The organism is Rhizobium sp. 11_C7_N12_5 (assembly GCF_051811145.1).
In the GTDB taxonomy this organism is placed as follows: Bacteria; Pseudomonadota; Alphaproteobacteria; order Rhizobiales; family Rhizobiaceae; genus Rhizobium; species Rhizobium lusitanum.
This window is the reverse complement of record NZ_JBPWPY010000001.1, coordinates 1,584,964-1,608,517: the sequence shown is the minus strand read 5'-3', so window position 1 is coordinate 1,608,517 and position 23,554 is coordinate 1,584,964. Positions and strand designations below refer to the sequence as shown.

22 protein-coding genes are annotated in these 23,554 nt (G+C 60.9%); 16 read left to right on the top strand and 6 right to left on the bottom strand.

Features of this window, described 5'->3' with window-relative positions:
- Positions 1–193: 193 nt before the first annotated feature.
- Complete coding sequence (gene trpS / locus AB8B29_RS08055; RefSeq protein WP_047638242.1) at positions 194–1,213, top strand: tryptophan--tRNA ligase; 1,020 nt, start codon at positions 194–196, stop codon at positions 1,211–1,213.
- Between the two features lie 22 nt (positions 1,214–1,235).
- On the opposite strand, the gene AB8B29_RS08050 is transcribed toward trpS, so the two are convergent.
- Together AB8B29_RS08050 and AB8B29_RS08045 are read right to left on the bottom strand one after the other, a co-directional pair.
- A complete protein-coding gene (locus tag AB8B29_RS08050) occupies positions 1,236–2,162 on the bottom strand; it encodes a pseudouridine-5'-phosphate glycosidase (protein ID WP_037202385.1) in 927 nt (308 codons plus the stop codon).
- Between the two features lie 46 nt (positions 2,163–2,208).
- On the bottom strand, positions 2,209–3,153 hold the full coding sequence (locus tag AB8B29_RS08045; RefSeq protein ID WP_037202384.1) for a carbohydrate kinase family protein: 945 nt from the start codon (positions 3,151–3,153) through the stop codon (positions 2,209–2,211).
- Between the two features lie 239 nt (positions 3,154–3,392).
- On the opposite strand from AB8B29_RS08045, the gene recA reads away from it, so the two are divergent.
- The 3 genes from recA to AB8B29_RS08030 all read left to right on the top strand — a co-directional run bounded on the left by recA (position 3,393) and on the right by AB8B29_RS08030 (position 8,300).
- Positions 3,393–4,478 (top strand): recombinase RecA, encoded by a 1,086-nt coding sequence (recA, locus tag AB8B29_RS08040; protein ID WP_037202383.1) that lies wholly within the window; start codon positions 3,393–3,395, stop codon positions 4,476–4,478.
- A gap of 172 nt (positions 4,479–4,650) precedes the next feature.
- Positions 4,651–7,311, top strand: a complete 2,661-nt coding sequence (gene alaS, locus AB8B29_RS08035; RefSeq protein WP_037202381.1) for an alanine--tRNA ligase — start codon at positions 4,651–4,653, stop codon at positions 7,309–7,311.
- 137 nt (positions 7,312–7,448) lie between these two features.
- The gene (locus AB8B29_RS08030; RefSeq protein ID WP_037202380.1) at positions 7,449–8,300 is read left to right on the top strand and encodes an AraC family transcriptional regulator; all 852 of its coding nucleotides are present in this window, start codon (positions 7,449–7,451) and stop codon (positions 8,298–8,300) included.
- Positions 8,301–8,346: 46 nt separating this feature from the next.
- Here the strand turns inward: AB8B29_RS08030 and AB8B29_RS08025 are convergent, their stop codons facing one another.
- The 3 genes from AB8B29_RS08025 to AB8B29_RS08015 all read right to left on the bottom strand — a co-directional run bounded on the left by AB8B29_RS08025 (position 8,347) and on the right by AB8B29_RS08015 (position 10,954).
- Complete coding sequence (locus AB8B29_RS08025; protein ID WP_037202378.1) at positions 8,347–8,973, bottom strand: glutathione S-transferase family protein; 627 nt, start codon at positions 8,971–8,973, stop codon at positions 8,347–8,349.
- 118 nt (positions 8,974–9,091) lie between these two features.
- Positions 9,092–10,306, bottom strand: coding sequence for an NADP-dependent isocitrate dehydrogenase (locus AB8B29_RS08020; RefSeq protein ID WP_037202377.1), 1,215 nt, complete (start codon positions 10,304–10,306; stop codon positions 9,092–9,094).
- Positions 10,307–10,561: 255 nt separating this feature from the next.
- Positions 10,562–10,954 carry a hypothetical protein gene (locus AB8B29_RS08015; RefSeq protein WP_113118649.1) on the bottom strand — a complete coding sequence of 131 codons (393 nt, stop codon included), beginning with the start codon at positions 10,952–10,954 and terminating at the stop codon, positions 10,562–10,564.
- Positions 10,955–11,079: 125 nt separating this feature from the next.
- Here AB8B29_RS08015 and AB8B29_RS08010 point away from each other — a divergent pair, with 125 nt between their 5' ends.
- From AB8B29_RS08010 to AB8B29_RS07955, 12 genes are all read left to right on the top strand, one after another.
- Positions 11,080–11,601 carry a hypothetical protein gene (locus tag AB8B29_RS08010; protein WP_246703036.1) on the top strand — a complete coding sequence of 174 codons (522 nt, stop codon included), beginning with the start codon at positions 11,080–11,082 and terminating at the stop codon, positions 11,599–11,601.
- 113 nt (positions 11,602–11,714) lie between these two features.
- A complete protein-coding gene (locus AB8B29_RS08005) occupies positions 11,715–12,557 on the top strand; it encodes an RNA methyltransferase (protein WP_037202374.1) in 843 nt (280 codons plus the stop codon).
- On the top strand, positions 12,538–13,338 hold the full coding sequence (gene murI, locus AB8B29_RS08000) for a glutamate racemase (RefSeq protein ID WP_113118648.1): 801 nt from the start codon (positions 12,538–12,540) through the stop codon (positions 13,336–13,338). Before AB8B29_RS08005 ends, murI begins: the two co-directional genes overlap by 20 nt.
- A 2-nt stretch (positions 13,339–13,340) precedes the next feature.
- Complete coding sequence (locus AB8B29_RS07995; protein WP_037202841.1) at positions 13,341–13,805, top strand: GNAT family N-acetyltransferase; 465 nt, start codon at positions 13,341–13,343, stop codon at positions 13,803–13,805.
- Between the two features lie 88 nt (positions 13,806–13,893).
- A complete protein-coding gene (locus AB8B29_RS07990; protein WP_037202372.1) occupies positions 13,894–15,039 on the top strand; it encodes an alpha-hydroxy acid oxidase in 1,146 nt (381 codons plus the stop codon).
- A gap of 129 nt (positions 15,040–15,168) precedes the next feature.
- A complete protein-coding gene (locus AB8B29_RS07985) occupies positions 15,169–16,686 on the top strand; it encodes an ATP-binding protein (RefSeq protein WP_113118647.1) in 1,518 nt (505 codons plus the stop codon).
- Positions 16,687–16,909: 223 nt separating this feature from the next.
- Positions 16,910–17,527 (top strand): 30S ribosomal protein S4, encoded by a 618-nt coding sequence (gene rpsD, locus AB8B29_RS07980; RefSeq protein WP_037202369.1) that lies wholly within the window; start codon positions 16,910–16,912, stop codon positions 17,525–17,527.
- 71 nt (positions 17,528–17,598) lie between these two features.
- Positions 17,599–18,528 carry a glutaminase gene (locus AB8B29_RS07975; RefSeq protein WP_037202367.1) on the top strand — a complete coding sequence of 310 codons (930 nt, stop codon included), beginning with the start codon at positions 17,599–17,601 and terminating at the stop codon, positions 18,526–18,528.
- Between the two features lie 60 nt (positions 18,529–18,588).
- Entirely contained in the window at positions 18,589–19,470 is an 882-nt protein-coding gene (gene ttcA, locus AB8B29_RS07970; protein ID WP_047556605.1) for a tRNA 2-thiocytidine(32) synthetase TtcA, read from the top strand.
- A gap of 69 nt (positions 19,471–19,539) precedes the next feature.
- On the top strand, positions 19,540–20,367 hold the full coding sequence (locus tag AB8B29_RS07965; RefSeq protein ID WP_113118646.1) for an inositol monophosphatase family protein: 828 nt from the start codon (positions 19,540–19,542) through the stop codon (positions 20,365–20,367).
- A gap of 17 nt (positions 20,368–20,384) precedes the next feature.
- A complete protein-coding gene (locus tag AB8B29_RS07960; protein ID WP_037202364.1) occupies positions 20,385–21,209 on the top strand; it encodes an inositol monophosphatase family protein in 825 nt (274 codons plus the stop codon).
- Between the two features lie 120 nt (positions 21,210–21,329).
- Positions 21,330–22,253 (top strand): adenylate/guanylate cyclase domain-containing protein, encoded by a 924-nt coding sequence (locus AB8B29_RS07955; protein ID WP_113118645.1) that lies wholly within the window; start codon positions 21,330–21,332, stop codon positions 22,251–22,253.
- A gap of 14 nt (positions 22,254–22,267) precedes the next feature.
- On the opposite strand, the gene AB8B29_RS07950 is transcribed toward AB8B29_RS07955, so the two are convergent.
- Positions 22,268–23,548 carry a multidrug effflux MFS transporter gene (locus AB8B29_RS07950; protein ID WP_113118644.1) on the bottom strand — a complete coding sequence of 427 codons (1,281 nt, stop codon included), beginning with the start codon at positions 23,546–23,548 and terminating at the stop codon, positions 22,268–22,270.
- Positions 23,549–23,554: the final 6 nt, after the last annotated feature.

Below are 23,554 nucleotides of genomic sequence, written 5' to 3'. Positions count from 1 at the left end.
CCGATGCCGGCGCATGAGTGATATCAACTGCGCATGATCGATCCTGCCAAGCCAATTTTCCGTATGTGGTGGCGCTCCCTCTAGGAGCGGCAGTCGTCATGTCTTGAAATCGACCTTTGCCGCCGTGATCCGGTAGGCATCGTCATTTCAGTTTTCCTTCCCGACTACGGCGGCTCCTTTTGCGGAGCAAAAAATGTCTTCCTCTATCGATACCCGCCCCGTCATCCTGACGGGCGACCGGACCACAGGGCCGCTCCATCTCGGCCATTATGTCGGATCGCTGAAGAGTCGCGTCGCGCTCCAGCGCAGCCATAGGCAGTTCTTGCTGCTGGCGGATACACAGGCGCTGACCGACAATGCCCACGATCCGGAGAAGGTCCGTCGCAACGTTCTCGAAGTCGCCCTCGATTATCTCGCCGTCGGCATCGATCCCGTAGAGACGGCGATCTGCGTGCAATCCGCGCTGCCTGCGCTGGCGGAACTGACGCTGCTCTATATGAATTTCGTCACGGTCGGCCGCCTGGAGCGCAACCCGACGATCAAGACGGAAATCCAGCTTCGCGGCTTCGAGCGCGATATACCCGCCGGCTTCCTCTGCTATCCCGTGGCCCAGGCGGCCGATATCACCGCCTTCAAGGCAACGGTCGTGCCCGTCGGCGAGGATCAGGCGCCTCTGATAGAACAGACCAACGAGATCGTCCGCCGCCTCAACCGGCAGGTCGGCCGCGATATCCTTGTCGAGGCGGAGGCCATGGTGCCGACCGTCGGTCGCCTGCCGGGCGTCGACGGAAAGGCAAAGATGAGCAAGTCGCAGGGCAACGGCATCCCGCTCTCGGCTTCGCCGGACCATATTCGCGATGCCGTACGGCGCATGTATACCGATCCCGACCACATACGCGTTAGCGATCCTGGAAGGATCGAGGGCAATGTCGTCTTTACCTATCTGGACGCCTTCTGCGACGATCGGCAATTCGTGGACGAGCTGAAGGCGCGATATCGGCAGGGTGGGTTGGGCGACGTCACCCTGAAGAGACATCTGGACGGCATTTTACAGGCGCTGCTTGCGCCGATCCGCGAGCGTCGCGCCCGGTTTGCCAGTGAACCGGACTATGTAATGGGGATATTGCGGGAGGGCACGCTGAAGGCAAGGGAGCGGACGGAGGCGACCCTCGCTGAATTGCGAGCCGCCCTTGGTCTGTTCACATTGACCTAGGGCGGCTGCGAGGTTCCGTTTGTTATTCCGCCAGGGCGACGGCGATTTCGGCGGCAAGCCGCGCATTGTTTTCGACAAGCGCGATGTTGGTCTTCAAGCTGCGACCGTCGGTGATGTCGAAGATGGTGCCGAGCAGGTACGGGGTGACCGCCTTGCCGGTGATTTCGTCGCGTTCGGCGCTGTCGAGGGCGCGCTGGATGTAGATTTCCATTTCCTCGCGCGGAATTTCGTCGGCTTCCGGCACCGGATTGGCGATCAACATGCCGCCATCGATGCCGAGCTGTTCGCGGGTGGTCTGGAAGTTGGCGATTGCCGCGGGGCTGTTCAGAGTCAGCGGGCTCGGCAGGCCGGAGGAGCGCGACCAGAAGGCCGGGAATTCCGCGCTGTCATAGGTTACGACGGGCACGCCGCGGGTTTCCAACACTTCCAGCGTCTTCGGAATATCGAGGATAGCCTTGGCGCCGGCGCAGACGACGATGACGCCGGTACGGGAAAGTTCTTCGAGGTCGGCCGAGATATCGAAGCTCTCCTCCGCGCCGCGATGCACGCCGCCGATGCCGCCGGTGGCGAAAACCTTGATGCCGGCGCGGGCGGCGGCGATCATCGTGGCGGCGACCGTGGTCGCACCGGTGCGGCGCTCGGCGATCGCGAAGGCGAGATCGGCGCGCGACACCTTCATGGCGGCTTCGGTCTTGGCGAGCGCCTGCAACTCTTCCGGCTCAAGGCCGATATGCAAAACGCCGTGGATGACGGCGATGGTTGCCGGCACTGCGCCTTCCTGCCGGATGATCGCCTCGACGCTGCGGGCCATCTCGATATTGCCCGGGTAGGGCATGCCGTGGGTGATGATGGTCGATTCCAGCGCGACGAGCGGCGCGCCGCGCAGCTTTGCCGCAGCGACTTCCTTCGAATAGGAGATCGGAAGCAGTGGCGAAATGGGCTTGGTCATGGTCGTGTCCAATTGACTGAAACGGTAGAGGCGATTTGAGCAGGCTTCATGACAGAATAGCGGCCTCTGGAACAAGGGCCAACGTCGTCTTTAGCAGCTCGGGTGTGAGATTTTCGGCGGTGGCGAAGGGCGACTGTACGGTGATTGCCGCCGCAGCAGCACCGTGACGCACGGCCTCGCCAAGGTCGTGGCCGGCGAGCAGGGCGGCCAGAACTCCTGCGGCAAGCGAATCTCCCGCGCCGGTGACATCGGCGACATTGTCGACGATGGGCGGCTGCAGGCTGATGACGACATCGCGCGAAAACGCGATCAGTTCGCGCTTGCCGCGGGTGATCACGCCGCTCCGCAGACCGAGCGCGCGCAATTCGCTCACCCATTCGCGCGGGTCTTGTGGACGGCTCTCCGTCAGCGCCGCGGCCTCGGCTTCGTTGAGGAACAGGTGATCGATGCCGGCAAGGCACGGCTTCAGCCGAACCACCTTCGCAGGCGAAATCGCGATGGCGGCGACGGGTTTGCCGCAGAAGGACGCCCTTGCTGTGATGGCACTTAGCGTCTCGGCCGGCAGATTGGCGTCGCAAAGAACGAGGTCGGTCGCCTCGAATGCATTGCGAACGGCGCGAATCGCCAGGCGCCTGGGGACGAACAGCTTGTAGAGCTCCATGTCCGCAAGCGCGATGACCAGATTGCCGTCGCGTTCTAGGATCGCGGTGTAGCTCGGTGTCTTGCGGTCGAGGAACACGAAAGGCTTGTCGTCGATGCCGGCGTGGCTGGCGGCCTCGGCCACCATCTCTCCGGAGGGGTCGCCGCCGCGGGGCGAGATCAGCTTTACGTCGAAGCCTAGGCGGGCGAGATTGCGGGCTGCATTGAAGCCGCCGCCGCCGGGCTCCTCGAACCATGCTCCCGGATTGCTGGCGCCCGGCGCCGTCTCGCCGAAGATGCGACCGCGGCGGTCGACATGAGCGCCGCCAAGAACGAGAATCTTCTTCGCCATATGGTTTTCCTCAGCAATCGAAAAGGCGAATCGGACCGGCCGCCAACAAGCCTGATCCGATCGTCGCGGACCCGTAAGTGCCTGGGAAGAAAGGAGAAAACAAAAGTAGAACGGAATTCATTTTACCTTTTTCTTTCAATTGCTTGTTGTGCTCTTGTGATTGGAGAACAAATAGAGTACAGAATTCTCATCGGCGGCGACATTGCTAGAGCGGCTTCAATAACCTAAAGGTGGATCGAATGTCTCAGAATTCTTTGCGGCTTGTAGAGGACAAATCGGTGGATAAAAGCAAAGCACTTGAAGCGGCACTCTCTCAAATTGAGCGGTCGTTCGGCAAGGGCTCGATCATGAAGCTCGGCTCCAACGAGAACGTGGTCGAAATAGAAACGGTTTCCACTGGCTCCCTGAGCCTCGATATTGCGCTGGGCATCGGCGGTTTGCCGAAGGGGCGTATCATCGAAATCTATGGGCCTGAAAGCTCCGGTAAGACGACGCTGGCGCTGCAGACGATCGCCGAAGCGCAGAAGAAGGGCGGCATCTGCGCCTTCGTCGACGCCGAACACGCGCTCGATCCGGTCTATGCCCGCAAGCTCGGCGTCGACCTGCAGAACCTGCTGATCTCGCAGCCCGACACAGGCGAACAGGCGCTTGAAATTACCGACACGCTGGTGCGCTCCGGTGCTATCGATGTTCTCGTCATCGACTCCGTCGCGGCGTTGACGCCGCGTGCCGAAATCGAAGGCGAGATGGGTGACAGTCTGCCGGGCCTGCAGGCTCGTTTGATGAGCCAGGCGCTGCGCAAGCTCACCGCTTCGATCTCGAAGTCCAATTGCATGGTGATCTTCATCAACCAGATCCGCATGAAGATCGGTGTCATGTTCGGCTCGCCGGAAACGACGACCGGCGGCAACGCACTGAAGTTCTATGCCTCGGTCCGCCTCGACATCCGCCGTATCGGCGCCGTCAAGGAGCGTGAAGAGGTTGTCGGCAACCAGACCCGCGTCAAGGTCGTCAAGAACAAGATGGCGCCGCCCTTCAAGCAGGTGGAATTCGACATCATGTATGGCGAGGGTGTTTCCAAGACCGGCGAACTGGTGGATCTCGGCGTCAAGGCCGGCATCGTCGAAAAGTCCGGCGCCTGGTTCTCCTATAACAGCCAGCGCCTCGGCCAGGGTCGCGAGAATGCGAAACTCTTCCTGCGCGACAATCCGGATCTCGCCCGCGAGATCGAGTTGTCACTGCGCCAGAATGCCGGCTTGATCGCCGATCGCTTCCTGCAGAATGGCGGCCCTGATGCCGATGATGGCGACGCCGCTGCGGAATAGCGGTTTTCGGGAGCGATCCCGGGCCTGATATAAGACCAAAATCCGAAACCGGCCGCATTGTCCAAGAGATGTGCGGCCGGTTTTGTTCGTGCGGCTGGACAGGGCCGGGAGCGAACGATAAAAGCCACTGACTTTGACGCAAGTTGCTGATGGCAGTACTGAAGGGCCCAATATGAGCGGTGTGAATGAAATCCGGTCGACCTTCCTCGACTATTTTAAGAAAAACGGCCACGAGATCGTGCCGTCGAGCCCGCTGGTGCCGCGCAACGATCCGACATTGATGTTCACCAATGCCGGCATGGTGCAGTTCAAGAACGTTTTCACCGGGTTGGAGCAGCGGCCCTATACGACGGCGTCGACAGCGCAGAAATGCGTGCGCGCCGGCGGCAAGCATAACGACCTCGACAATGTCGGCTATACCGCCCGCCATCATACCTTCTTCGAAATGCTCGGCAATTTCTCCTTTGGCGACTATTTCAAGGAGCGCGCCATCGAGCTTGCCTGGAACCTGATCACCAAGGAATTCGGCCTCGACGCCAAGCGCCTGCTGGTCACGGTCTATCACACTGACGACGACGCCTATAATCTGTGGAAGAAGATCGCCGGCCTCTCTGACGACAAGATCATCCGTATCGCCACCAGCGACAATTTCTGGGCGATGGGCGATACCGGTCCCTGCGGCCCCTGTTCGGAGATCTTCTATGACCACGGCGATCATATCTGGGGCGGCCCTCCCGGCTCGCCGGAAGAAGACGGTGATCGCTTCATCGAGATCTGGAATCTCGTCTTCATGCAGTTCGAGCAGATCAGCAAGCAGGAGCGGGTCGACCTGCCGCGTCCGTCGATCGACACCGGCATGGGTCTGGAGCGCGTTGCCGCCGTGCTGCAGGGCAAGCATGACAATTATGACATCGATCTCTTCCGCGCACTGATCGAAGCCTCCGAAGAAGCGACCGGCGTGAAGGCTGAGGGCGAACATCGCGCCAGCCATCGTGTCATCGCCGACCATCTGCGTTCCTCGGCATTTCTGGTCGCCGACGGCGTGCTGCCGTCGAACGAAGGTCGCGGCTACGTGCTCCGCCGCATCATGCGTCGCGCCATGCGCCATGCCCAGCTGCTTGGCGCCAAGGAGCCGCTGATGTGGAAGCTGCTGCCGACGCTCATCCAGCAGATGGGCCGCGCCTATCCCGAGCTGGTGCGCGCCGAAGCGCTGACCTCCGAGACGCTGAAGCTTGAGGAAACCCGTTTCCGCAAGACGCTGGAACGCGGCCTGTCGCTTCTGTCGGACGCCACGTCGGACCTGCACAAGGGTGATAGCCTGGACGGCGAAACCGCCTTCAAGCTCTATGATACCTATGGCTTCCCGCTGGACCTGACGCAGGACGCGCTGCGCGCCCGCGGCATCGGCGTCGATATTTCCAGCTTCACCGACGCCATGGAGCGGCAGAAGGCCGAGGCGCGTTCGCATTGGGCGGGCTCCGGCGACAAGGCGACAGAGACCATCTGGTTCGAGCTCAAGGAAAAGTTCGGCGCGACCGAGTTCCTCGGCTACGACACGGAGGCTGCCGAGGGTGTCATCCAGGCGATCGTTCGGGACGGCGCCGCTATCGACAGTGCTTCGGCCGGCGACAAGGTGCAGATCGTCGTCAACCAGACACCGTTCTACGGCGAGTCCGGCGGCCAGATGGGCGATACCGGTGTGATCACCGGCGACAGCGGCAAGCTTGTTGTCGGCGACACCCAGAAGAAGGGCGAAGGCCTTTTCGTTCACAGCGCCGAGGTTTCGGAAGGCACGATCAAGGTGGGCGATGCCGTCGTGCTGACGGTCGATCACGCACGGCGCTCGCGCCTGCGCGCCAACCATTCCGCGACCCATCTGCTGCATGAGGCCCTGCGCGAAGTGCTCGGCACCCACGTTGCCCAGAAGGGCTCGCTGGTCGCCCCCGAGCGCCTGCGCTTCGACGTCTCGCATCCGAAGCCGATGTCGGCCGAGGAGCTGAAGATCGTCGAGGATATGGCCAACGAGATCGTTCTGCAGAATTCGCCTGTTACGACCCGCCTGATGAGCGTCGACGATGCGATCGCGGAAGGCGCGATGGCGCTGTTCGGCGAGAAATACGGCGATGAAGTTCGCGTCGTATCCATGGGGCAGGGTGTGCGCGGCGCCAAGGCCGGCAAGCCCTATTCCATCGAGCTTTGCGGCGGAACGCACGTATCCGCCACCGGGCAGATCGGGCTCGTGCGCATTCTCGGCGACAGCGCTGTCGGTGCCGGCGTGCGCCGTATCGAAGCCGTGACAGGCGAATCCGCGCGTGATTATCTTGCCGAGCAGGACGAACGCGTGAAGAGCCTCGCTTCGGCGCTGAAGGTTCAGCCCGGCGATGTCGTTTCGCGCGTCGAATCTTTGCTGGATGAGCGCCGCAAGCTGGAGCGTGAATTGGCAGATGCCAAGCGCAAGCTCGCCATGGGCGGCGGCCAGGGCGGTTCTGCCGATGCGGTGCGCGATGTCGGTGGCGTCAAATTCCTCGGCAAGGCCATTTCCGGTGTCGACCCCAAGGATCTCAAGGGGCTGGCGGATGAGGGCAAGGCCAGCCTCGGCTCCGGCGTCGTTGCGCTGATCGGCGTTTCCGAGGATGGCAAGGCCAGCGCCGTCGTTGCCGTCACCGAGGATTTGACCGGCCGCTTCAGCGCGGTCGATCTCGTCCGCATCGCGTCTGCTGCCCTCGGCGGCAAGGGCGGCGGCGGACGTCCCGACATGGCTCAGGCCGGCGGCCCCGATGGTGCCAAGGCGAATGAGGCGGTCGAAGCGGTTGCTGGGGCACTCGCCGGCTAAGGGCCAGATTTCATTCCAATATCGGACGCGGCGGAGGCAGTTGACCTCCGCCGTTTTCGTTTGTGCAACCGACTCAGCAGGATTTGTCAAATCGAGATATGGTTCCTTGGGGCCGATCGATTTGCAAGGAGTTGGACATGAACGGCGAAACGGCATGGGCGCTTTACGAGACCCGTCTGCGGCGGGTCTCTGCCTATATACACGAGCATCTGGATGAAGAGCTCGATATGGAGAAACTTGCCGAGATCGCCTGCATGTCCAGCTATCACTGGCACAGGATTTATCGGGCGATCTATGGCGAGACGGCGGCTGCTACCGTCAAACGGTTGCGGCTTCACCGCGCCGCCGGCGATCTCGTCCGCACCGATCTTGTGGTCAGCGACATTGCAAAGCGATCGGGCTATCCCAACCTCCAGTCGTTCAACCGCATCTTCAAATCCGTCTACGGCATGCCGCCGGCGCGATATCGGAATGAGGGAAGCCACACGATTTTCGAACCCGGCACCCAAGGAAGGATCAAGCTCATGTTCGACGTTACGCTTCGCACCATCTCACCGGTCTCGCTGATCGGGGTTTCCCACAAGGGTCCCTACATGCAGATCGGCCAGGCTTTCGAAACCCTGTTCGGCACGCTCTATGCGCGCGGCCTCGCCAGGCCCGATATGCGGATGATCGGCGTCTATCTCGACGATCCGGACGTCGTTGCGGCCGAGAAACTGCACTCCTACGCCTGCATCAATGCTGGCGAGGAGATTGCCGTCGAGGCTCCGCTGGAGCGGCGAGCCGTCGATGGCGGCGAATATGCCGTGTTGCGGCACAAGGGCCCCTATGCCGATATGTATAGGGCCTATCAGTGGCTCTATGCCGAATGGCTGCCGGCCTCCGGCCGGCAACTGCGCGATGCCGTCATGTTCGAGGAATATCTCAACAATCCGCGCGACGTGCAGCCGACGGAGTTGTTGACCGATATCTACATGCCGCTGCAATAGCGGCATGATGTTTCACGCGAGGGAATGGCTGTAGAGCCTTGGCCTCTCAGCCATTCGCTTGCTTCGGCATTGCCGCGTTATCGAGTTCGTTGCCACGGCGATAGGCATCGCGGTCGCTAACGCGGTTCCAATAGTCGATATAGGCCGGTCGCTTTTCGATTGTACCAAAATTGAGACCCCAGCCGACATGGGAGCCGACATAGACGTCCGCGGCCGTGAAACGGTCGCCCGCAATGTACGGGGAAACGCTGACTGCCTGTTCCAGAGTGTCGAATACATTATCCAGACTGCCGCAGCCGGCCATGCGCAGGCGCTCGGGTGGAATTTCGAAGCCAAGGGCACGATTGGTGACGGCCATCTCCATCGGCCCAGCCGCAAAGAACATCCAACGGAAGTAGCGTCCGCGCTCGGCTGCCGTCGGCGCCAGGCCTGCCTGCGGAAAGGTCTCGGCCAGATAGGCGCAGATGGCCGCGCCCTCGGTGACGACGGTATCGCCGTGCTTGATCGCCGGCACCTTGCCCATGGGATTCATCGAGAGATAGTCGGGCGCCTTCATCGTCGTGCCGAAATCGAGATATTCGGTGCGATAGGGCTGGCCGATTTCCTCCAGCATCCAACGGGCGATACGCCCGCGTGACATGGGATTGGTGTAGAAAACGAGTTCCTCGGTCATAAGATCCTCCCTTGGTTTGGTGCATTCTTGCCATCGCTCAGGCGGGTCAGCAAGTTGCGTGACAAAAGAAAACCCGGCACTGAGGCCGGGTTTCCGTAAGCCTTGATGTTGCCGAGGCTTAGGCAGCCATGGCCTTCTGGAGGTTCTCGTCGATCTTGTCGAGGAAGGCGGTGGTCGAGAGCCACGGCTGATCCGGGCCAATGAGCAGCGCCAGATCCTTGGTCATGAAGCCGGCTTCGACAGTGTCGACGCAGACGGTTTCGAGCGTTGCGGCGAACTTGGCGAGTTCGGCATTGTCATCGAGCTTGGCGCGATGGGCGAGACCACGGGTCCAGGCGAAGATCGAGGCGATCGAGTTCGTGGAGGTTTCCTGGCCCTTCTGGTGCTGGCGATAGTGACGGGTGACCGTGCCGTGGGCGGCTTCGGCTTCAACGGTCTTGCCATCCGGCGTCAAGAGAACCGAGGTCATCAGGCCGAGCGAGCCGAAGCCCTGTGCAACCGTGTCGGACTGGACGTCGCCGTCGTAGTTCTTGCAGGCCCAGACGTAGCCACCGGACCACTTCAGGGCGGAGGCGACCATGTCGTCGATCAGACGATGTTCGTAGGTGATGCCGACTTCGTCGAACTTCGCCTTGAATTCGCTCTGATAGACTTCTTCGAAGATGTCCTTGAAGCGTCCGTCATAGGCCTTGAGGATGGTGTTCTTGGTCGAGAGATAGACCGGCCACTTGCGCATCAGGCCGTACATCATCGACGCACGCGCGAATTCGCGGATCGATTCGTCGAGGTTGTACATGGCCATGGCAACGCCGGCGCCCGGGGCGTCGAAGACGTCCCTTTCAATGACCGTGCCGTCTTCGCCGACGAACTTGATGGTCAGCTTGCCCTTGCCCGGAAATTTGAAGTCGGTGGCGCGATACTGGTCGCCGAAGGCGTGACGGCCGACGACGATCGGCTTGGTCCAGCCCGGAACCAGACGCGGCACGTTCTTGCAGATGATCGGTTCGCGGAAGATGACGCCGCCGAGGATGTTGCGGATCGTGCCGTTCGGGCTCTTCCACATTTGCTTGAGGTTGAATTCCTTGACGCGGTCTTCATCCGGCGTGATCGTCGCGCACTTGATGCCGACGCCGTGCTTCTTGATGGCGTTGGCGGCGTCGACGGTGACCTGGTCGTTGGTCGCATCGCGGTTTTCGACCGAGAGGTCGTAATAGTCGATATCGATATCGAGGTAGGGGTAGATCAGTTTGTCTTTGATAAACTGCCAGATGATGCGAGTCATCTCGTCGCCATCGAGATCGGCAACGGGGTTAGCGACCTTGATCTTCTTCATGCTTCTGCCTCGTTTAAGCTGATGGGGGCGCATGTCCCCGTGAGTGATATGAAGTCTCGAGCGCTATAGCATCGCAAGTTCCGAACGCAAAGCCAAAGCGGCGCCAAGGCGGCGTTTTTGCTCATCACATCCGCTTCATGGCACCTTCCGGTAGCGATCGACTTTTCGATGTCAGTGTCAACCAGCCAGGTGCTGCACGATATGAACGAGGAAGAGAATTTCAGCACCGAAGACCTGCGCCAGCATGTTGACATATCAGAGCAAAAAGGCCGATGAGAGCCTTATGAGTATAGTTATCGGTTGGATGCCGGGCTTGACGCTTGGAAAAATTCCAAAATTTTCATGCACGAAGGCCTGAAAGCTTTTGGGCCGGAACAACGTCCAGGCGCCGAGCAATGCAACTGCGAGGCAGACAAATATCTGCCGCGCGAATACCAACAGGCCACGCGACATGATGTCCCCCTCGGCGAAATTGTCTTCGCCGCATATCGGATAGCAAACCGCATATATCCATTCGAAATGAAGGCCGGCCTTCCTTGTAAAAGGAGCATACAAGCCTGGAACGCCGACAAAGACGGCTTTTGAAATCGTCGTAATCTTATCAGCGCAGCTTCGGTCCGACGGGTGGTTTTTCAAAATCGGCACCATTGCCAAAGCGGTGGATGCGTCTAATGTCGCCCATGTTTTGCCTGTCGCAACGGAATCATATCATGCAGAAATTCGCCGCATCCGCGCTTGTCCTCACATTCCTTCAGTTCTCGTTGGGGGCGAATATGGCGCTTGCGGCCGATGCGACGGCTCCTGTCAAGGTCATCATGGATGCCACCGTCTCGAACTGGGCAGGCGGAGACAGCGACTGGCAGGATATTTTCGACGAGAGCAAGCTCAAGGATGTCTACAGCAAGGATTTTGCTGCCAAATACCAGGCGGCGGCGCAGTTTCCCGCAGCCGACGAGGACGGGATTTCACCGTTCGACTACGACGTCATCGTCAACGCGCAGGATGCTTGTCCGCTGGAGGACATGAAGCTCGCAGGACAGCCGCCCAAAGGCGATGTGACGGAAGTCCTCGCCACGTTCAAGAAATCCACCTGCATGGGATCGGACGCCGACTACCAGAAGACGACGACGGTTCGTTTCGAAGTCATCCAGGAGGCCGGAAAACCCGTCATCGACGACATCATCACGATCGACGACAACGGCAATCCGAGCTCGCTGAAATCGGTCATGCAGGATCTTGTCAAGCAGCAGCAACAGCAGCCTTCCGATCAGCAGAAGCCGGCCAATCCACAATAGTCGGGCAGGGTTCGTCGCGGCGCCGGCGCGCAAAAACCTTGCCGATCGGCTGGTGTCTCGCTATTGCGACCGTGATTTGCGCGGACAGGGTTCGCGCCCGGAGAAAAAGCGTCATGGCAGGCACGAACAGCGAGCGTCAACTTCTAGCCGAGGGGCCGGCCGTCATTCTGGTCGAGCCGCAGATGGGCGAGAATATTGGCATGGTGGCGCGGGCCATGGCGAATTTCGGTCTCGCAGAACTGCGCCTCGTCAATCCGCGTGACGGCTGGCCGAACGAGAGAGCGCAGGCGACCGCTTCGAAGGCCGATCACATCATCGAGGCGACGAAGGTCTACGATACGCTGGAGCAGGCGGTCGCCGATCTCAACTTCGTCTATGCGACGACGGCACGCGAACGCGATGGCTATAAGCCCGTGCGTTCGCCGGTCGTCGCGGCGGAGACCCTTCGCGCCCGGTTCAAGGCCGGCGAGGGCACGGGCATTCTTTTCGGGCGCGAGCGTTGGGGCCTGACGAACGAGGAAGTGGCGCTTGCCGACGAGATCGTGACGTTCCCCGTCAATCCCGCCTTCGCTTCCCTGAACATCGCCCAGGCCGTGCTGCTGATGTCCTATGAGTGGATGAAGTCGGGCATGGAGGATCTCGGCGCCGTGCCTTTCCAGGCAATCGAACAGCGGCCTTCGACGAAGGATCAGCTTTTCGGCCTTTTCGACCAGCTCGAGGAGGCGCTGGACGCCCGCAATTATTTCCATCCTGCCGGGAAAAAGCCGAAAATGGTCGACAATCTCCGCGCTGTCCTCTCGCGCCGAGCGTTCACCGAACAGGAAATCAGCGTCTTGCGCGGCGTGATCTCGTCTCTCGATCGCTTCACGCGGAAATCTCCCCGCGGCAGCGGTTCCCATCCCCGATCGTCCAGCGCATCCAAGGAAACCACGAACGATGACAGTAGCGGCGAATGAGCTGAAACCCATCCTGGTCTTCGACTCCGGCATCGGTGGCCTGACCGTGCTGCGCGAAGCGCGGGTGCTGATGCCGGAGCGCGGTTTCATCTACGTCGCCGATGATGCCGGTTTTCCTTATGGCGGCTGGGAAGAGCCGGCGCTGAAGGAGCGCATCATCGATCTCTTCGCCAAGCTGCTCGCGCAATACAATCCGGAAATTTGCATTATTGCCTGCAACACGGCTTTCACGCTTGTCGGCGCCGATCTGCGCGCCGCCTTTCCGCAAATGACCTTCGTCGGCACGGTGCCGGCGATCAAGCCGGCTGCGGAACGGACCCGCTCTGGCCTGGTCTCGGTGCTGGCGACGCCGGGCACGGTCAAGCGGGCCTATACGCGCGACCTGATCCAGTCCTTCGCCACTCAATGCCATGTCCGGCTCGTGGGCTCGGAAAATCTGGCGCGCCTGGCGGAGGCCTATATTCGCGGCGATGTGGTTTCCGACGAGGCGGTGCTCTCCGAGATCGATCAGTGCTTCGTCGAGAAGGACGGACGCAGGACTGACATCGTCGTGCTGGCCTGCACCCATTACCCTTTCATGGCCAACATCTTCCGCAGGCTCGCACCCTGGCCGGTCGACTGGCTCGATCCGGCCGAGGCGATCGCGCGCCGTGCGCGCAGCCTGGTGCCGCAAGCCGTCGATGCCGTCCATCCCGACAATTTCGACTTTGCAATGTTTACGTCAGGCGCGCCGGATTTTCCAACCCGGCGGCTGATGCAGGGTTTTGGGCTTAGGGCTTGATGATGGCAGACAAGGTTTCGTTGCGTAAACTCGATCTCGCGGACATGCCCGCAGCGGCGGCCGTTCACCGCGCCTCCTTCGACGAGCGGCTTCCGACGCTTTCCGGGCTTCATACGACGGAGGAAGATGTCGGCTTCTGGAGTGCAGTGGTGTTCAAGGACTGCCAGATCTGGGGTGCGGAAGAGGGCGGCCGCTTGGTCGGCGTGATTGCATTTCTGGAGGACTGGATCGACCAGCTCTACGTTTTGCCAGAGGCACAGGGGCATGGCATCGGCGGCCGTTTGCTCGATGTCGCCAAATCGGCCTATCCGGTGCTTTCGCTCTGGACATTTCAACGAAATGCGCCGGCGCGCCGCTTTTACGAAAAACACGGCTTCTTCGTTGTTGACGAGTCGGACGGGGCAGGCAATGAGGAGAAGGAGCCGGACGTGCTTTACAAATGGGAAGCACGGTTGCATCGACTGTAATGCAAGGTCGGACTAAGCGGCGGGATATTGGGAGGACGATATTTGATGTTTTTTGAAAATGGTTGCAGTTTCCATGCAGAGGCGAGCCATGCGCCTGCGTGACTGCTATAATTTCCATGATTTCCGCGCTCTTGCGAAGAGCCGCCTTCCCGGTCCGATCTTCAATTACATCGATGGTGCTGCTGACGACGAAGTGACGCTTCGGCGCAACACGGCGAGCTTCGAGAGCTGCGATCTCGTTCCGAACGTCCTTCGCGGCGTCAGCAGTGTCGATATGTCTGTCACCGTCATGGGACAAAAGCTCGCCACGCCCTTCTACTGCTCGCCGACGGCCCTGCAGCGGCTCTTCCATCACGAGGGCGAAAATGCGGTTGCGGCGGCAGCCTCTTCCATCGGCACCATGTTCGGCGTCTCCTCGCTCGGCACGGTCAGCCTCGAGGAGGTGCGCAAGAAGCATCAGGGGCCGCAGGTCTATCAATTTTATTTCCACAGGGATCGCGGGCTGAACCGCGCGATGATGCAGCGGGCGAAGGATGCCGGCGTCAACGTCATGATGCTCACCGTCGACAGCATCACCGGCGGCAATCGCGAGCGCGACCTGCGCACCGGATTCTCCATTCCCTTCAAACTCAATCTCGCCGGCATTGCGCAATTCGCCATCAAGCCAGCCTGGGGGTTGAACTATCTCACGCACGAGAAATTCCGCCTGCCGCAGCTCGATGAGCATGTGGATATGAGCGGCGGCGCGATGTCGATCGGCAAATACTTCACCGAGATGCTCGATCCGTCGATGAACTGGAACGACGTCGCCGAAATGGTGAAGCATTGGGACGGGCAGTTCTGCCTGAAGGGCATCATGTCGGTCGAGGATGCAAAGCGTGCCGTCGACATCGGCTGCACGGGCATCGTGCTTTCGAACCATGGCGGCCGGCAGTTGGACGGCTCGCGAGCGGCATTCGACCAGCTGGCGGAAATCGCCGATGCCGTTGGCGACCGCATCGATGTCATGATGGATGGCGGTATCCAGCGCGGCACGCATGTGCTGAAGGCCCTGTCGCTCGGCGCCAAGGCCGTTGGTCTCGGCCGGTTCTACCTCTATCCGCTGGCAGCTGCCGGCCAAGCGGGCGTCGAACGCGCGCTGCGGCATTTGCGCACCGAGATCGAGCGCGACATGAAGCTGATGGGCTGCACCTCGGTCGACCAGTTGTCCCGCGCCAATCTGCGGTTTCGCTGACATCGCGATTGCCTGTGGGTTTTTTCAATCCACGGGCGCGAAGCTTGGAAATCTTTGCTAGACGAAGGCGCGTCCTTTCAGAAAGATGGGACGCATCGGCATTTGATTCTTGATGACAGGGGAAGTGCATTGCAGGTCGGCATCGACATGGGAACGGCGTCCGGCGGGACCAGCGCCCAGCTCGATATCGAGGAGCTGCTGGCAACCCGTCTCCTCGTGCAGGGCAATTCCGGCTCCGGAAAATCGCATCTGCTGCGGCGTTTGCTGGAACAGTCGGCGCAATGGGTCCAGCAGGTCATCATCGATCCGGAAGGCGATTTCGTCACGCTGGCCGATAAGTTCGGGCATGTGGTCGTCGATGGCGAGCGCACTGAGGCCGAGCTTGCCGGCATCGCCAACCGCATCCGCCAGCATCGCGTTTCCTGCGTGTTGACGCTGGAAGGGCTCGATATCGAGCAGCAGATGCGCGCCGCCGCGGCTTTTCTCAACGGCATGTTCGATGCCGATCGCGAATTCTGGTATCCGGTGCTGGTTGTCGTCGACGAGGCGCAGATGTTTGCGCCGTCCGTGGGCGGCGATGTCTCCGAAGATGCGCGCAAGATGTCGCTCGGCGCCATGACCAATCTGATGTGCCGCGGCCGAAAGCGCGGTCTTGCCGGCGTCATCGCCACACAGCGCCTGGCGAAGCTTGCCAAGAACGTTGCCGCCGAGGCCTCCAACTTCCTGATGGGCCGCACCTTCCTCGATATCGACATGGCGCGCGCCGCCGACCTGCTTGGCATGGATCGCCGGCAGGCGGAGATGTTCCGCGATCTGAAGCGCGGCAATTTCGTCGCGCTCGGTCCGGCGCTATCGCGGCGGCCGCTGCCGATCACGATCGGTTCCGTGGAAACCTCGGCACGCTCCTCCAGCCCGAAGCTGATGCCGTTGCCGGATGCGCCTCAGGATGTCGAGGATCTGATCTTTACGCCGGATCCGGAAGAGTTTTCCAAGCCGATGGTTCGCCGGGCCACACCCGCGCCGCGCCCGACAACGGATATCCTGGCCGAGCTGTCGCGCTCAGCCCCTGCGACGAACACGGCTGCGGCAGAGCCGAAGCCGAGCCAGCCAGAATTGTCGAACGAGGATCGCGAAGCGCGGGTGACCGCCGTGCTTTCCGAAATCCTGGATGATCCGGCCTCGGCCTTCCGCACGGATTCCGTCCTTTACCAGGAGTTTCTCGTGCGGCTGCGCATGCGCCGCGTGCCTGGTGCGCCGATGAGCCTGTCGGAATTTCGCCGCCGCGTGGCGGTGGTGCGCTCCGGCGCTGACGAGGCGACGATGGCGACGGAGGCATGGGCGACGGCTCTGTCGCTTTCGGCTGGGGTCACCGACGATCTGCAGGGTGTCTTCCTGATGCTTGCCAAGGCGGCCATCGGTGGCGAAGCTTGCCCTTCCGATGCGCGGATCGCCCGTGCCTACGGTACCCACTCCGCCCGCCGCGCCCGGCGTTTGCTCAGCTACTTCGAGGAACAGGGCAGCGTCGTCGTCCATACCGATTTCTCCGGTCGCCGCGTTGTGGCGTTCCCGGATATCGACTGCCAGACAGCGCCGGGCGATGCCAATGCGCCTGATATGCATGGCGAAGAGCAAGCGGCTGCGGAATAGCCGTCACTTCCTTCGATCCTGCTGTTGACATTTTCATGACGACCCCTTACAGACCGCGCCAACGCCGGGCAGAAATGTCCGGTGTTTCATTTGACATGTCCCGTGGCTTTCTCCGTTCGCTAATGTGAGAAGCCTGTCAGAGCTCGAAAATGGAGTTCAGAGGAGGGCGTGTTTCCTTAGCGGTTCGGCAACGGGCCGCTCAAATAGTTTGAAAGGAAATGCGATGAGCAAGCGCGAATCGTCCAAGTACAAAATTGACCGCCGTATGGGCGAGAACATCTGGGGTCGTCCGAAGTCCCCGGTCAACCGTCGCGAATACGGCCCGGGCCAGCACGGCCAGCGCCGCAAGGGCAAGCTCTCCGACTTCGGCGTGCAGCTGCGCGCCAAGCAGAAGCTGAAGGGCTACTACGGCGACCTGCGTGAAAAGCAGTTCCGCGCCACCTTCGACGAAGCCAACCGCCGCAAGGGCGACACTTCGGAAAACCTGATCGGCCTGCTCGAATCGCGCCTCGACGCGATCGTCTACCGCGCCAAGTTCGTTCCGACCGTCTTCGCAGCCCGTCAGTTCGTCAACCATGGCCACGTCACGGTGAACGGCGTTCGCGTCAACATCGGTTCCTATCGCTGCAAGGCTGGCGACGTGATCGAAGTCCGCGAAAAGTCGAAGCAGCTCGTGATCGTTCTGGAATCGATTGGTCTCGCTGAGCGCGACGTTCCGGACTACATCGAAGCCGATCACAACAAGATGGTAGCGACCTTCGCTCGCGTTCCGACCCTCGCCGATGTGCCCTACGCCGTCGTCATGGAACCGCAGCTGGTCGTCGAATTCTATTCGCGTTAACAAGCGGATATTTTTCTTGATGACGGAAAAGCCGCTCCTTTCGAGCGGCTTTTTTGTCTTTGGAGCGCCCTATGACCGATCTGCAGGCAATTCTCGACGGCATCCATACGGAGCTTTCGCCGCGTATCGGCGAGGGTAAGGTTGCCGATTACATTCCGGAGCTCGCCAAGGTCGATCCGAAGCAGTTCGGCATGACGATCGCCACCGTCAACGGCGAGGTTCACAGCGTCGGTGATGCGGGCACTGCCTTTTCCATCCAGAGTATTTCCAAGGTCTTCATGCTGACGCTGGCGCTCGGCAAGATCGGCGAAAGCCTTTGGAACCGAGTGGGACGCGAGCCGTCAGGCACCTCCTTCAACTCCATAGTCCAGCTCGAGCGTGAAGAGGGCATTCCGCGTAATCCCTTCATCAATGCCGGCGCGATCGCCGTCAGCGATGTCGTGCTGTCTGGCCATGCGCCGCGAGAGGCGATCGGCGAGCTCCTGCGCTTCGTGCGCTATGTAGCAGATGACGAGTCGATCACCATCGACGACAGGGTAGCGCGCTCGGAGACGCAGACGGGATTCCGTAATTTCGCGCTCGCCAATTTCATGCGCGCCTACGGTAATCTCGATCATCCGGTCGAGCATGTGCTCGGCGTCTATTTCCACCAGTGCGCGCTTTCGATGAGCTGCGAACAGCTTGCCAAGGCGGGGCTCTATCTTGCGGCGCGTGGCAGCAATCCGATCACAGGCCATTCCGTCGTTTCGCCGAAGCGGGCGCGGCGCATCAATGCGCTGATGCTGACCTGCGGCCATTATGACGGCTCCGGCGATTTCGCCTATCATGTCGGCCTTCCCGGCAAGAGCGGCGTCGGCGGAGGCATTCTCGCCGTGGCGCCGGGTATCGGATCGATTGCCGTCTGGTCGCCGGGCCTGAACAAGGTCGGCAATTCGCAGCTCGGCGCCGTGGCGCTGGAAATGCTGGCGGCGCGCACCGGCTGGTCGGTGTTCGGCGATTGATGCGGTGTCTTCTTTCGACGCTTTCTGCTATCAGCGTGGCGAGGCACTGAGGACGACGGAATGAACATCGCGACGACGGTAATGGACGAGATCGATATCGAGGCTGAGGACGGCGCTGCTGCCGTGCATCCGATGTTTTCCGATGCGCCTCGATCCGTCTCCTTCAACAAGCTTCGCAAGCGCCTGCTGCGGCAAGTGCGTCAGGCCCTGGAGGATTTCCAGATGCTGAAGGGGCAGAAGCGCTGGCTTGTCGGCCTTTCCGGCGGCAAGGATTCCTACGGGCTGCTGTCGATCCTGCTCGATCTCAAATGGCGCGGCCTGTTGCCGGTGGAACTGATCGCCTGCAATCTCGATCAGGGCCAGCCGAACTTCCCGAAGCATGTCCTGCCGGACTATTTGACGAAGATCGGCGTCGCGCATCGCATCGAATATCGCGACACCTATTCCATCGTGAAGGAAAAGGTGCCGGAGGGTGCGACCTATTGTTCGCTCTGTTCGCGCCTGCGCCGCGGCAATCTCTATCGCATCGCGCGCGAAGAGGGCTGCGATGCGCTGGTGCTCGGCCATCACCGCGAGGATATTCTCGAAACCTTCTTCATGAACTTCTTCCACGGCGGGCGCCTGGCCTCCATGCCGGCAAAGCTTCTCAACGACGAGGGCGATCTGATGCTGCTGCGCCCGCTCGCCTACGCCGCCGAAGACGACCTCGCCAAGTTCGCCGCCGCCATGCAGTTTCCGATCATTCCCTGTGATCTCTGCGGCTCGCAGGACGGGCTGCAGCGCAATGCGATGAAGGATATGCTCGCCGATATCGAGCGGCGCATGCCGGGCCGCAAGGATACGATGCTGCGGGCGCTGGCGCATGTGAATCCGTCGCATCTGCTCGATCCCAAGCTCTTCGATTTTGCGGGGCTGATGACTGGACAAACCGACGCCGATTAGGCGGTTTTGCCACACCAGCGTCATCGAATCGGTCATAAGAGGAGGCCTCTCCCAAGATAAAGGCCTTCCATGACTTTCTCCGATACAGACTTCGACCATCTGATGACGATTGTTGCCGAGGCGGCGGCGCGGGAAATCCTGCCGCGGTTCCGCAATCTGGGTGATGGCGACATAGCGGAAAAGACGTCGGCCATCGATCTGGTGACTGAGGCAGATCTGCTGGCCGAGCAATATATCACTGCGGCGCTGAAGGCGCGCTTTCCCGGCGCTCTTATCGTCGGAGAAGAGGCCTATGAGGCCGACAAGTCCGTTGTGCCGGCACTGGCGCATGCGGATCTGGCCTTTACCATTGATCCGGTGGACGGCACATTCAATTTCGCGGCAGGGCTGCCGGTATTCGGCACGATCGTTGCTGTCGTCGCCAAGGGCGAGACGATCGCCAGCGTCATCTATGATCCGGTACTCGGTGACACCGTTACCGCCATGCGTGGTGCGGGCACCTTTCTGCGTCGTGGCAAGGGGCAGGCGAGGCGGCTTTCGGTTGCCGCACCCGCTGCGCTGAGCGCCATGACCGGCGCAATATCCTGGGGGCATATGGATGAGCCGGAGAGGTCGCGTATCTGCGCCAATCTCGCCAAGACACGCATGACCTTCTCGCTCAATTGTTCCGCCTACGAATACTGGATGGTGGCATCGGGCAAATGGCATTTCATCGGCCATTCCAAGCTAATGCCCTGGGATCATCTTGCCGGCGTGCTGGCGCATCAGGAGGCCGGCGGCTATACGGCCAAATTCGATGGCACACCATACCGCCCCGGCGAGACCACCGGCGGCATTATTTCTGCGCCGGATGAGGATAGCTGGCAAATGATCCGCCGCGAGATCATCGGCGCCTGACAGGAAAGGACCATATCATGACATCGCCCGTTGACATCACCACCCTTGCTCATGTGTTGCGCCGCGCCGCGCAGATGGAGATCCTGCCGCGCTTCCGCAGACTTGGCAGCGGCGATGTTCGCGCCAAGAGCGAAGCGACCGATCTGGTGACTGAGGCTGACGAGCGTGCCGAGCGCATGGTGAAGGCCGAGGTGTCGCGGCTCTGGCCCGAGGCGCTCTTCATCGGCGAAGAATCTGTTGCCGCCGATCCCGCACTGCTCGACAAGCTGCCGGATGCGGATCTGGCCATCATCGTCGATCCTGTCGACGGCACTTTCAATTTCGCCTCGGGCATCCCCGCCTTCGGCGTTATGGCATCGGTGATCTCCAAGGGCCAAACGGTCGCCGGCATCATCTTCGATCCGATGGGCGACGACTGGGTGCTGGCGGAGCGCGGCAGCGGCGCATGGCTGCGTCGCCCCGACGGCGAGACGCTGCGCATGAGGGTTACGCAATCGGTCGCGCTGGAAGACATGGTCGGCATGGCATCGACCGGCTTCCTGCCGAAGGATAAGCGCGCGGAAGTCATGGGCAATCTCGCCAAGGTGCGCTACTCTACCAACTATCGCTGCGCGGCGCACGAGTATCGCACGCTTGCCGGCGGCCATGTCCACTATCTGATGTACAACAAGCTGATGCCCTGGGATCATCTCGCCGGCGCGCTGATCTCGCAGGAAGCGGGCGCTTATGTGCGTCGCTTCGACGGCTCGCCCTATCTGCCGCATCATCTCGACGGAGGCTTGCTCGTCGCGGTGGATAAGGATTCCTGGGAATTGCTGCGGCGTGAGGTTTTCACCGTCTAACAGGCCGCATCGAGCCGGATCGGATAGTCGGCGCGGCTACTTGGAAAGTCGCGTCGGGAAGGCTATCTTCGCCGCAACAGGCAAGGACTGCGATCGGCGCTTGCCGAGAGGATGAGGCAGATGTCCGAAACGAGCCGCAAGCTGACCACCATCTTCTGCGCAGACGTGCAAGACTATACGCGTCTTATGGGCAAGGATGAGGAGGGGACGCTTGCGACCCTTCGTCGTTATCGGGATGCCATGACGCGGCTCATTGAAGCGCATGGCGGCCGGGTGATCAATACCTGGGGCGACGGCGTCTTCGCCGAATTTCCAAGCGTTGTGGAAGCCGTACGGGCGGCAATCGATGTCCAGAACGAACTGGCCGGCTACAATGCCGCCATGGATACCGAAAGACAGATGCTCTTTCGCATCGGTCTCAACCTTGGCGATGTGATCGCTGATGGCAATGATCTCTACGGCGATGGAGTCAATATAGCCGCTCGGCTTCAGTCGCGCGCTGCGGCGGGCGGTATCGTCATCTCGAATACCGTCTACGACCAAGTGCGGAACAAGGTCGCGGTCGGCTTCGATTTTCTCGGTCAGCTCGAGGTCAAGAACATCGAAGGCGGCGTGCCGAGCTATGCGGTGCGGGTCGGCGGCGTGCAGGTCGTCGACACTTCAGTTGACGGTCGCGCCAGACCGCAACCGGTTCGCATGCCCGAGGACACAACGAAAGAACCCGTTTTATTGGATTGGCGGCGGAGCTATGGCGCGCTGTTCGTTGTCGCGGTCGGACTTGCCGCGCTGAACGCGTTGACATGGCATGGCGAGTTCTGGGCAAAGTGGCCCATACTCGCGCTTACCTGGGTTGGGGCGCTCCGTTTTGCGCGGAGCAACAAGCGGATCGACATCGTTATCGCCCGCATGATTGTCACCGGCATCGGCATCGTCGCGATCAACATTTTCACCTGGCAGGGCACACCCTGGGCGATGTGGCCACTCTTAGGACTTGCGATTGCCGCTGCGCTGCGTTGGGTCAGCCGTTCGCGCAGCGACGCGTAAGAGAGGTACGCCGTTCAGACGTGCCCCATGCCCGGCTCCAGTGCCGGCGTATCACCGGGATGGGTGAAGAGCTTGCCACGTTCGGCCCATAGCGTTGCGACGATCGTGAGCGCACCGAATATGGTAAAGCCAGCGATCATCGGCTGAGCGGTGCCATCGAACAGCTGGCCGACGATGCCGCCGAGCAGAACGCCGACGGTGGTCGAGACCGAGCTGGTGATGGCAGCCGCGGTGCCCGCCAGGTGTCCCATTGGCTCGAGGCTGATGGCCATGAAGTTGGTGGTGATAACAGCGAACATCATCAGCATGATCGAGATCAGCACATAGATGAACGTGAAGCTCGGCTGACCGAACATCCCGACGACGTAGCCGACAGCGCCCAGGACGGTGAAAACGATCATGGCGGCGTGGGAAATGCGCCGCATGCCGAAGCTGCGCACGAAATAACCATTGGCGAACTGGGCCACTGCCGTGCCGGCTGCCGTCGCCGCAAAGGCGATCGGAAATGTGTCCCCGAGGCCGTAGACTTCACCGAATACCTGCTGCACCGAGACGATATAGGCGCAGATCACACCCGTGTAGAGCGTCAGGCCGATCATGTAGCCACAGGTGATGCGGTTGGTCAGAACCGTCTTGAAACCGGAGACGACCGAAGCGACCGAGAGCGGCAGGCGCTCTTCTGTCGGAAGCGTTTCCTTCATGCGGAAGAAAGCGACCAGGAAAAGACCGGCGCTGACTATGCCGATCAGGATGAAGATCCATTGCCAGTTGGAATAGGCAACGATCACCTGGCCGACGAAAGGTGCGACCATCGGCATGATCATGAAGACGATCATGACATAGGACATGACGCGCGCCATTTCACGACCGCCGAAGCAATCGCGGACGATTGCAAGCGTGGTGATGCGCACGGCTGCGGCGCCGACGCCCTGTGCGAAGCGCAGAGCGAGCAGCGCGAAGAGATTGCCGCTCCAGGCCGCCGCAAACAGCGTCACCGTATAAAAGGCCAGGCCTCCGAGCAGAATGCTACGGCGGCCATAGGTATCCGACAGGCTGCCGAAGAAGAGCTGGCAGATGCCGAAGCCGAGGAAGTAGACGCCGATGACCAGCTGCGTGTCATTGGGGTTGGCGACATTAAGGGATTGGCCGATGTTCGGAAGCGCCGGCAGCATGCTGTCGATGCCCATGGAAATGCTCGCCGTCATCAACGCGATGATGATGATGAATTCGACGATGCCGAGTCCGATACGATTGGAGCCGGATTGCGCCAGCGTGTGTTCTTGAGGCGGGGTCATATGAAT

Excerpts from the sequence above, each read along its gene's own strand:
- trpS (WP_047638242.1), top strand. The coding sequence starts at position 194 with ATGTCTTCCTCTATCGATACCCGCCCCGTCATCCTGACGGGCGACCGG.
- AB8B29_RS08050 (WP_037202385.1), bottom strand. The coding sequence starts at position 2,162 with ATGACCAAGCCCATTTCGCCACTGCTTCCGATCTCCTATTCGAAGGAA.
- AB8B29_RS08045 (WP_037202384.1), bottom strand. The coding sequence starts at position 3,153 with ATGGCGAAGAAGATTCTCGTTCTTGGCGGCGCTCATGTCGACCGCCGC.
- recA (WP_037202383.1), top strand. The coding sequence starts at position 3,393 with ATGTCTCAGAATTCTTTGCGGCTTGTAGAGGACAAATCGGTGGATAAA.
- alaS (WP_037202381.1), top strand. The coding sequence starts at position 4,651 with ATGAGCGGTGTGAATGAAATCCGGTCGACCTTCCTCGACTATTTTAAG.
- AB8B29_RS08030 (WP_037202380.1), top strand. The coding sequence starts at position 7,449 with ATGAACGGCGAAACGGCATGGGCGCTTTACGAGACCCGTCTGCGGCGG.
- AB8B29_RS08025 (WP_037202378.1), bottom strand. The coding sequence starts at position 8,973 with ATGACCGAGGAACTCGTTTTCTACACCAATCCCATGTCACGCGGGCGT.
- AB8B29_RS08020 (WP_037202377.1), bottom strand. The coding sequence starts at position 10,306 with ATGAAGAAGATCAAGGTCGCTAACCCCGTTGCCGATCTCGATGGCGAC.
- AB8B29_RS08015 (WP_113118649.1), bottom strand. The coding sequence starts at position 10,954 with ATGGTGCCGATTTTGAAAAACCACCCGTCGGACCGAAGCTGCGCTGAT.
- AB8B29_RS08010 (WP_246703036.1), top strand. The coding sequence starts at position 11,080 with ATGGCGCTTGCGGCCGATGCGACGGCTCCTGTCAAGGTCATCATGGAT.
- AB8B29_RS08005 (WP_037202374.1), top strand. The coding sequence starts at position 11,715 with ATGGCAGGCACGAACAGCGAGCGTCAACTTCTAGCCGAGGGGCCGGCC.
- murI (WP_113118648.1), top strand. The coding sequence starts at position 12,538 with ATGACAGTAGCGGCGAATGAGCTGAAACCCATCCTGGTCTTCGACTCC.
- AB8B29_RS07995 (WP_037202841.1), top strand. The coding sequence starts at position 13,341 with ATGGCAGACAAGGTTTCGTTGCGTAAACTCGATCTCGCGGACATGCCC.
- AB8B29_RS07990 (WP_037202372.1), top strand. The coding sequence starts at position 13,894 with ATGCGCCTGCGTGACTGCTATAATTTCCATGATTTCCGCGCTCTTGCG.
- rpsD (WP_037202369.1), top strand. The coding sequence starts at position 16,910 with ATGAGCAAGCGCGAATCGTCCAAGTACAAAATTGACCGCCGTATGGGC.
- AB8B29_RS07975 (WP_037202367.1), top strand. The coding sequence starts at position 17,599 with ATGACCGATCTGCAGGCAATTCTCGACGGCATCCATACGGAGCTTTCG.
- ttcA (WP_047556605.1), top strand. The coding sequence starts at position 18,589 with ATGAACATCGCGACGACGGTAATGGACGAGATCGATATCGAGGCTGAG.
- AB8B29_RS07965 (WP_113118646.1), top strand. The coding sequence starts at position 19,540 with ATGACTTTCTCCGATACAGACTTCGACCATCTGATGACGATTGTTGCC.
- AB8B29_RS07960 (WP_037202364.1), top strand. The coding sequence starts at position 20,385 with ATGACATCGCCCGTTGACATCACCACCCTTGCTCATGTGTTGCGCCGC.
- AB8B29_RS07955 (WP_113118645.1), top strand. The coding sequence starts at position 21,330 with ATGTCCGAAACGAGCCGCAAGCTGACCACCATCTTCTGCGCAGACGTG.
- AB8B29_RS07950 (WP_113118644.1), bottom strand. The coding sequence starts at position 23,548 with ATGACCCCGCCTCAAGAACACACGCTGGCGCAATCCGGCTCCAATCGT.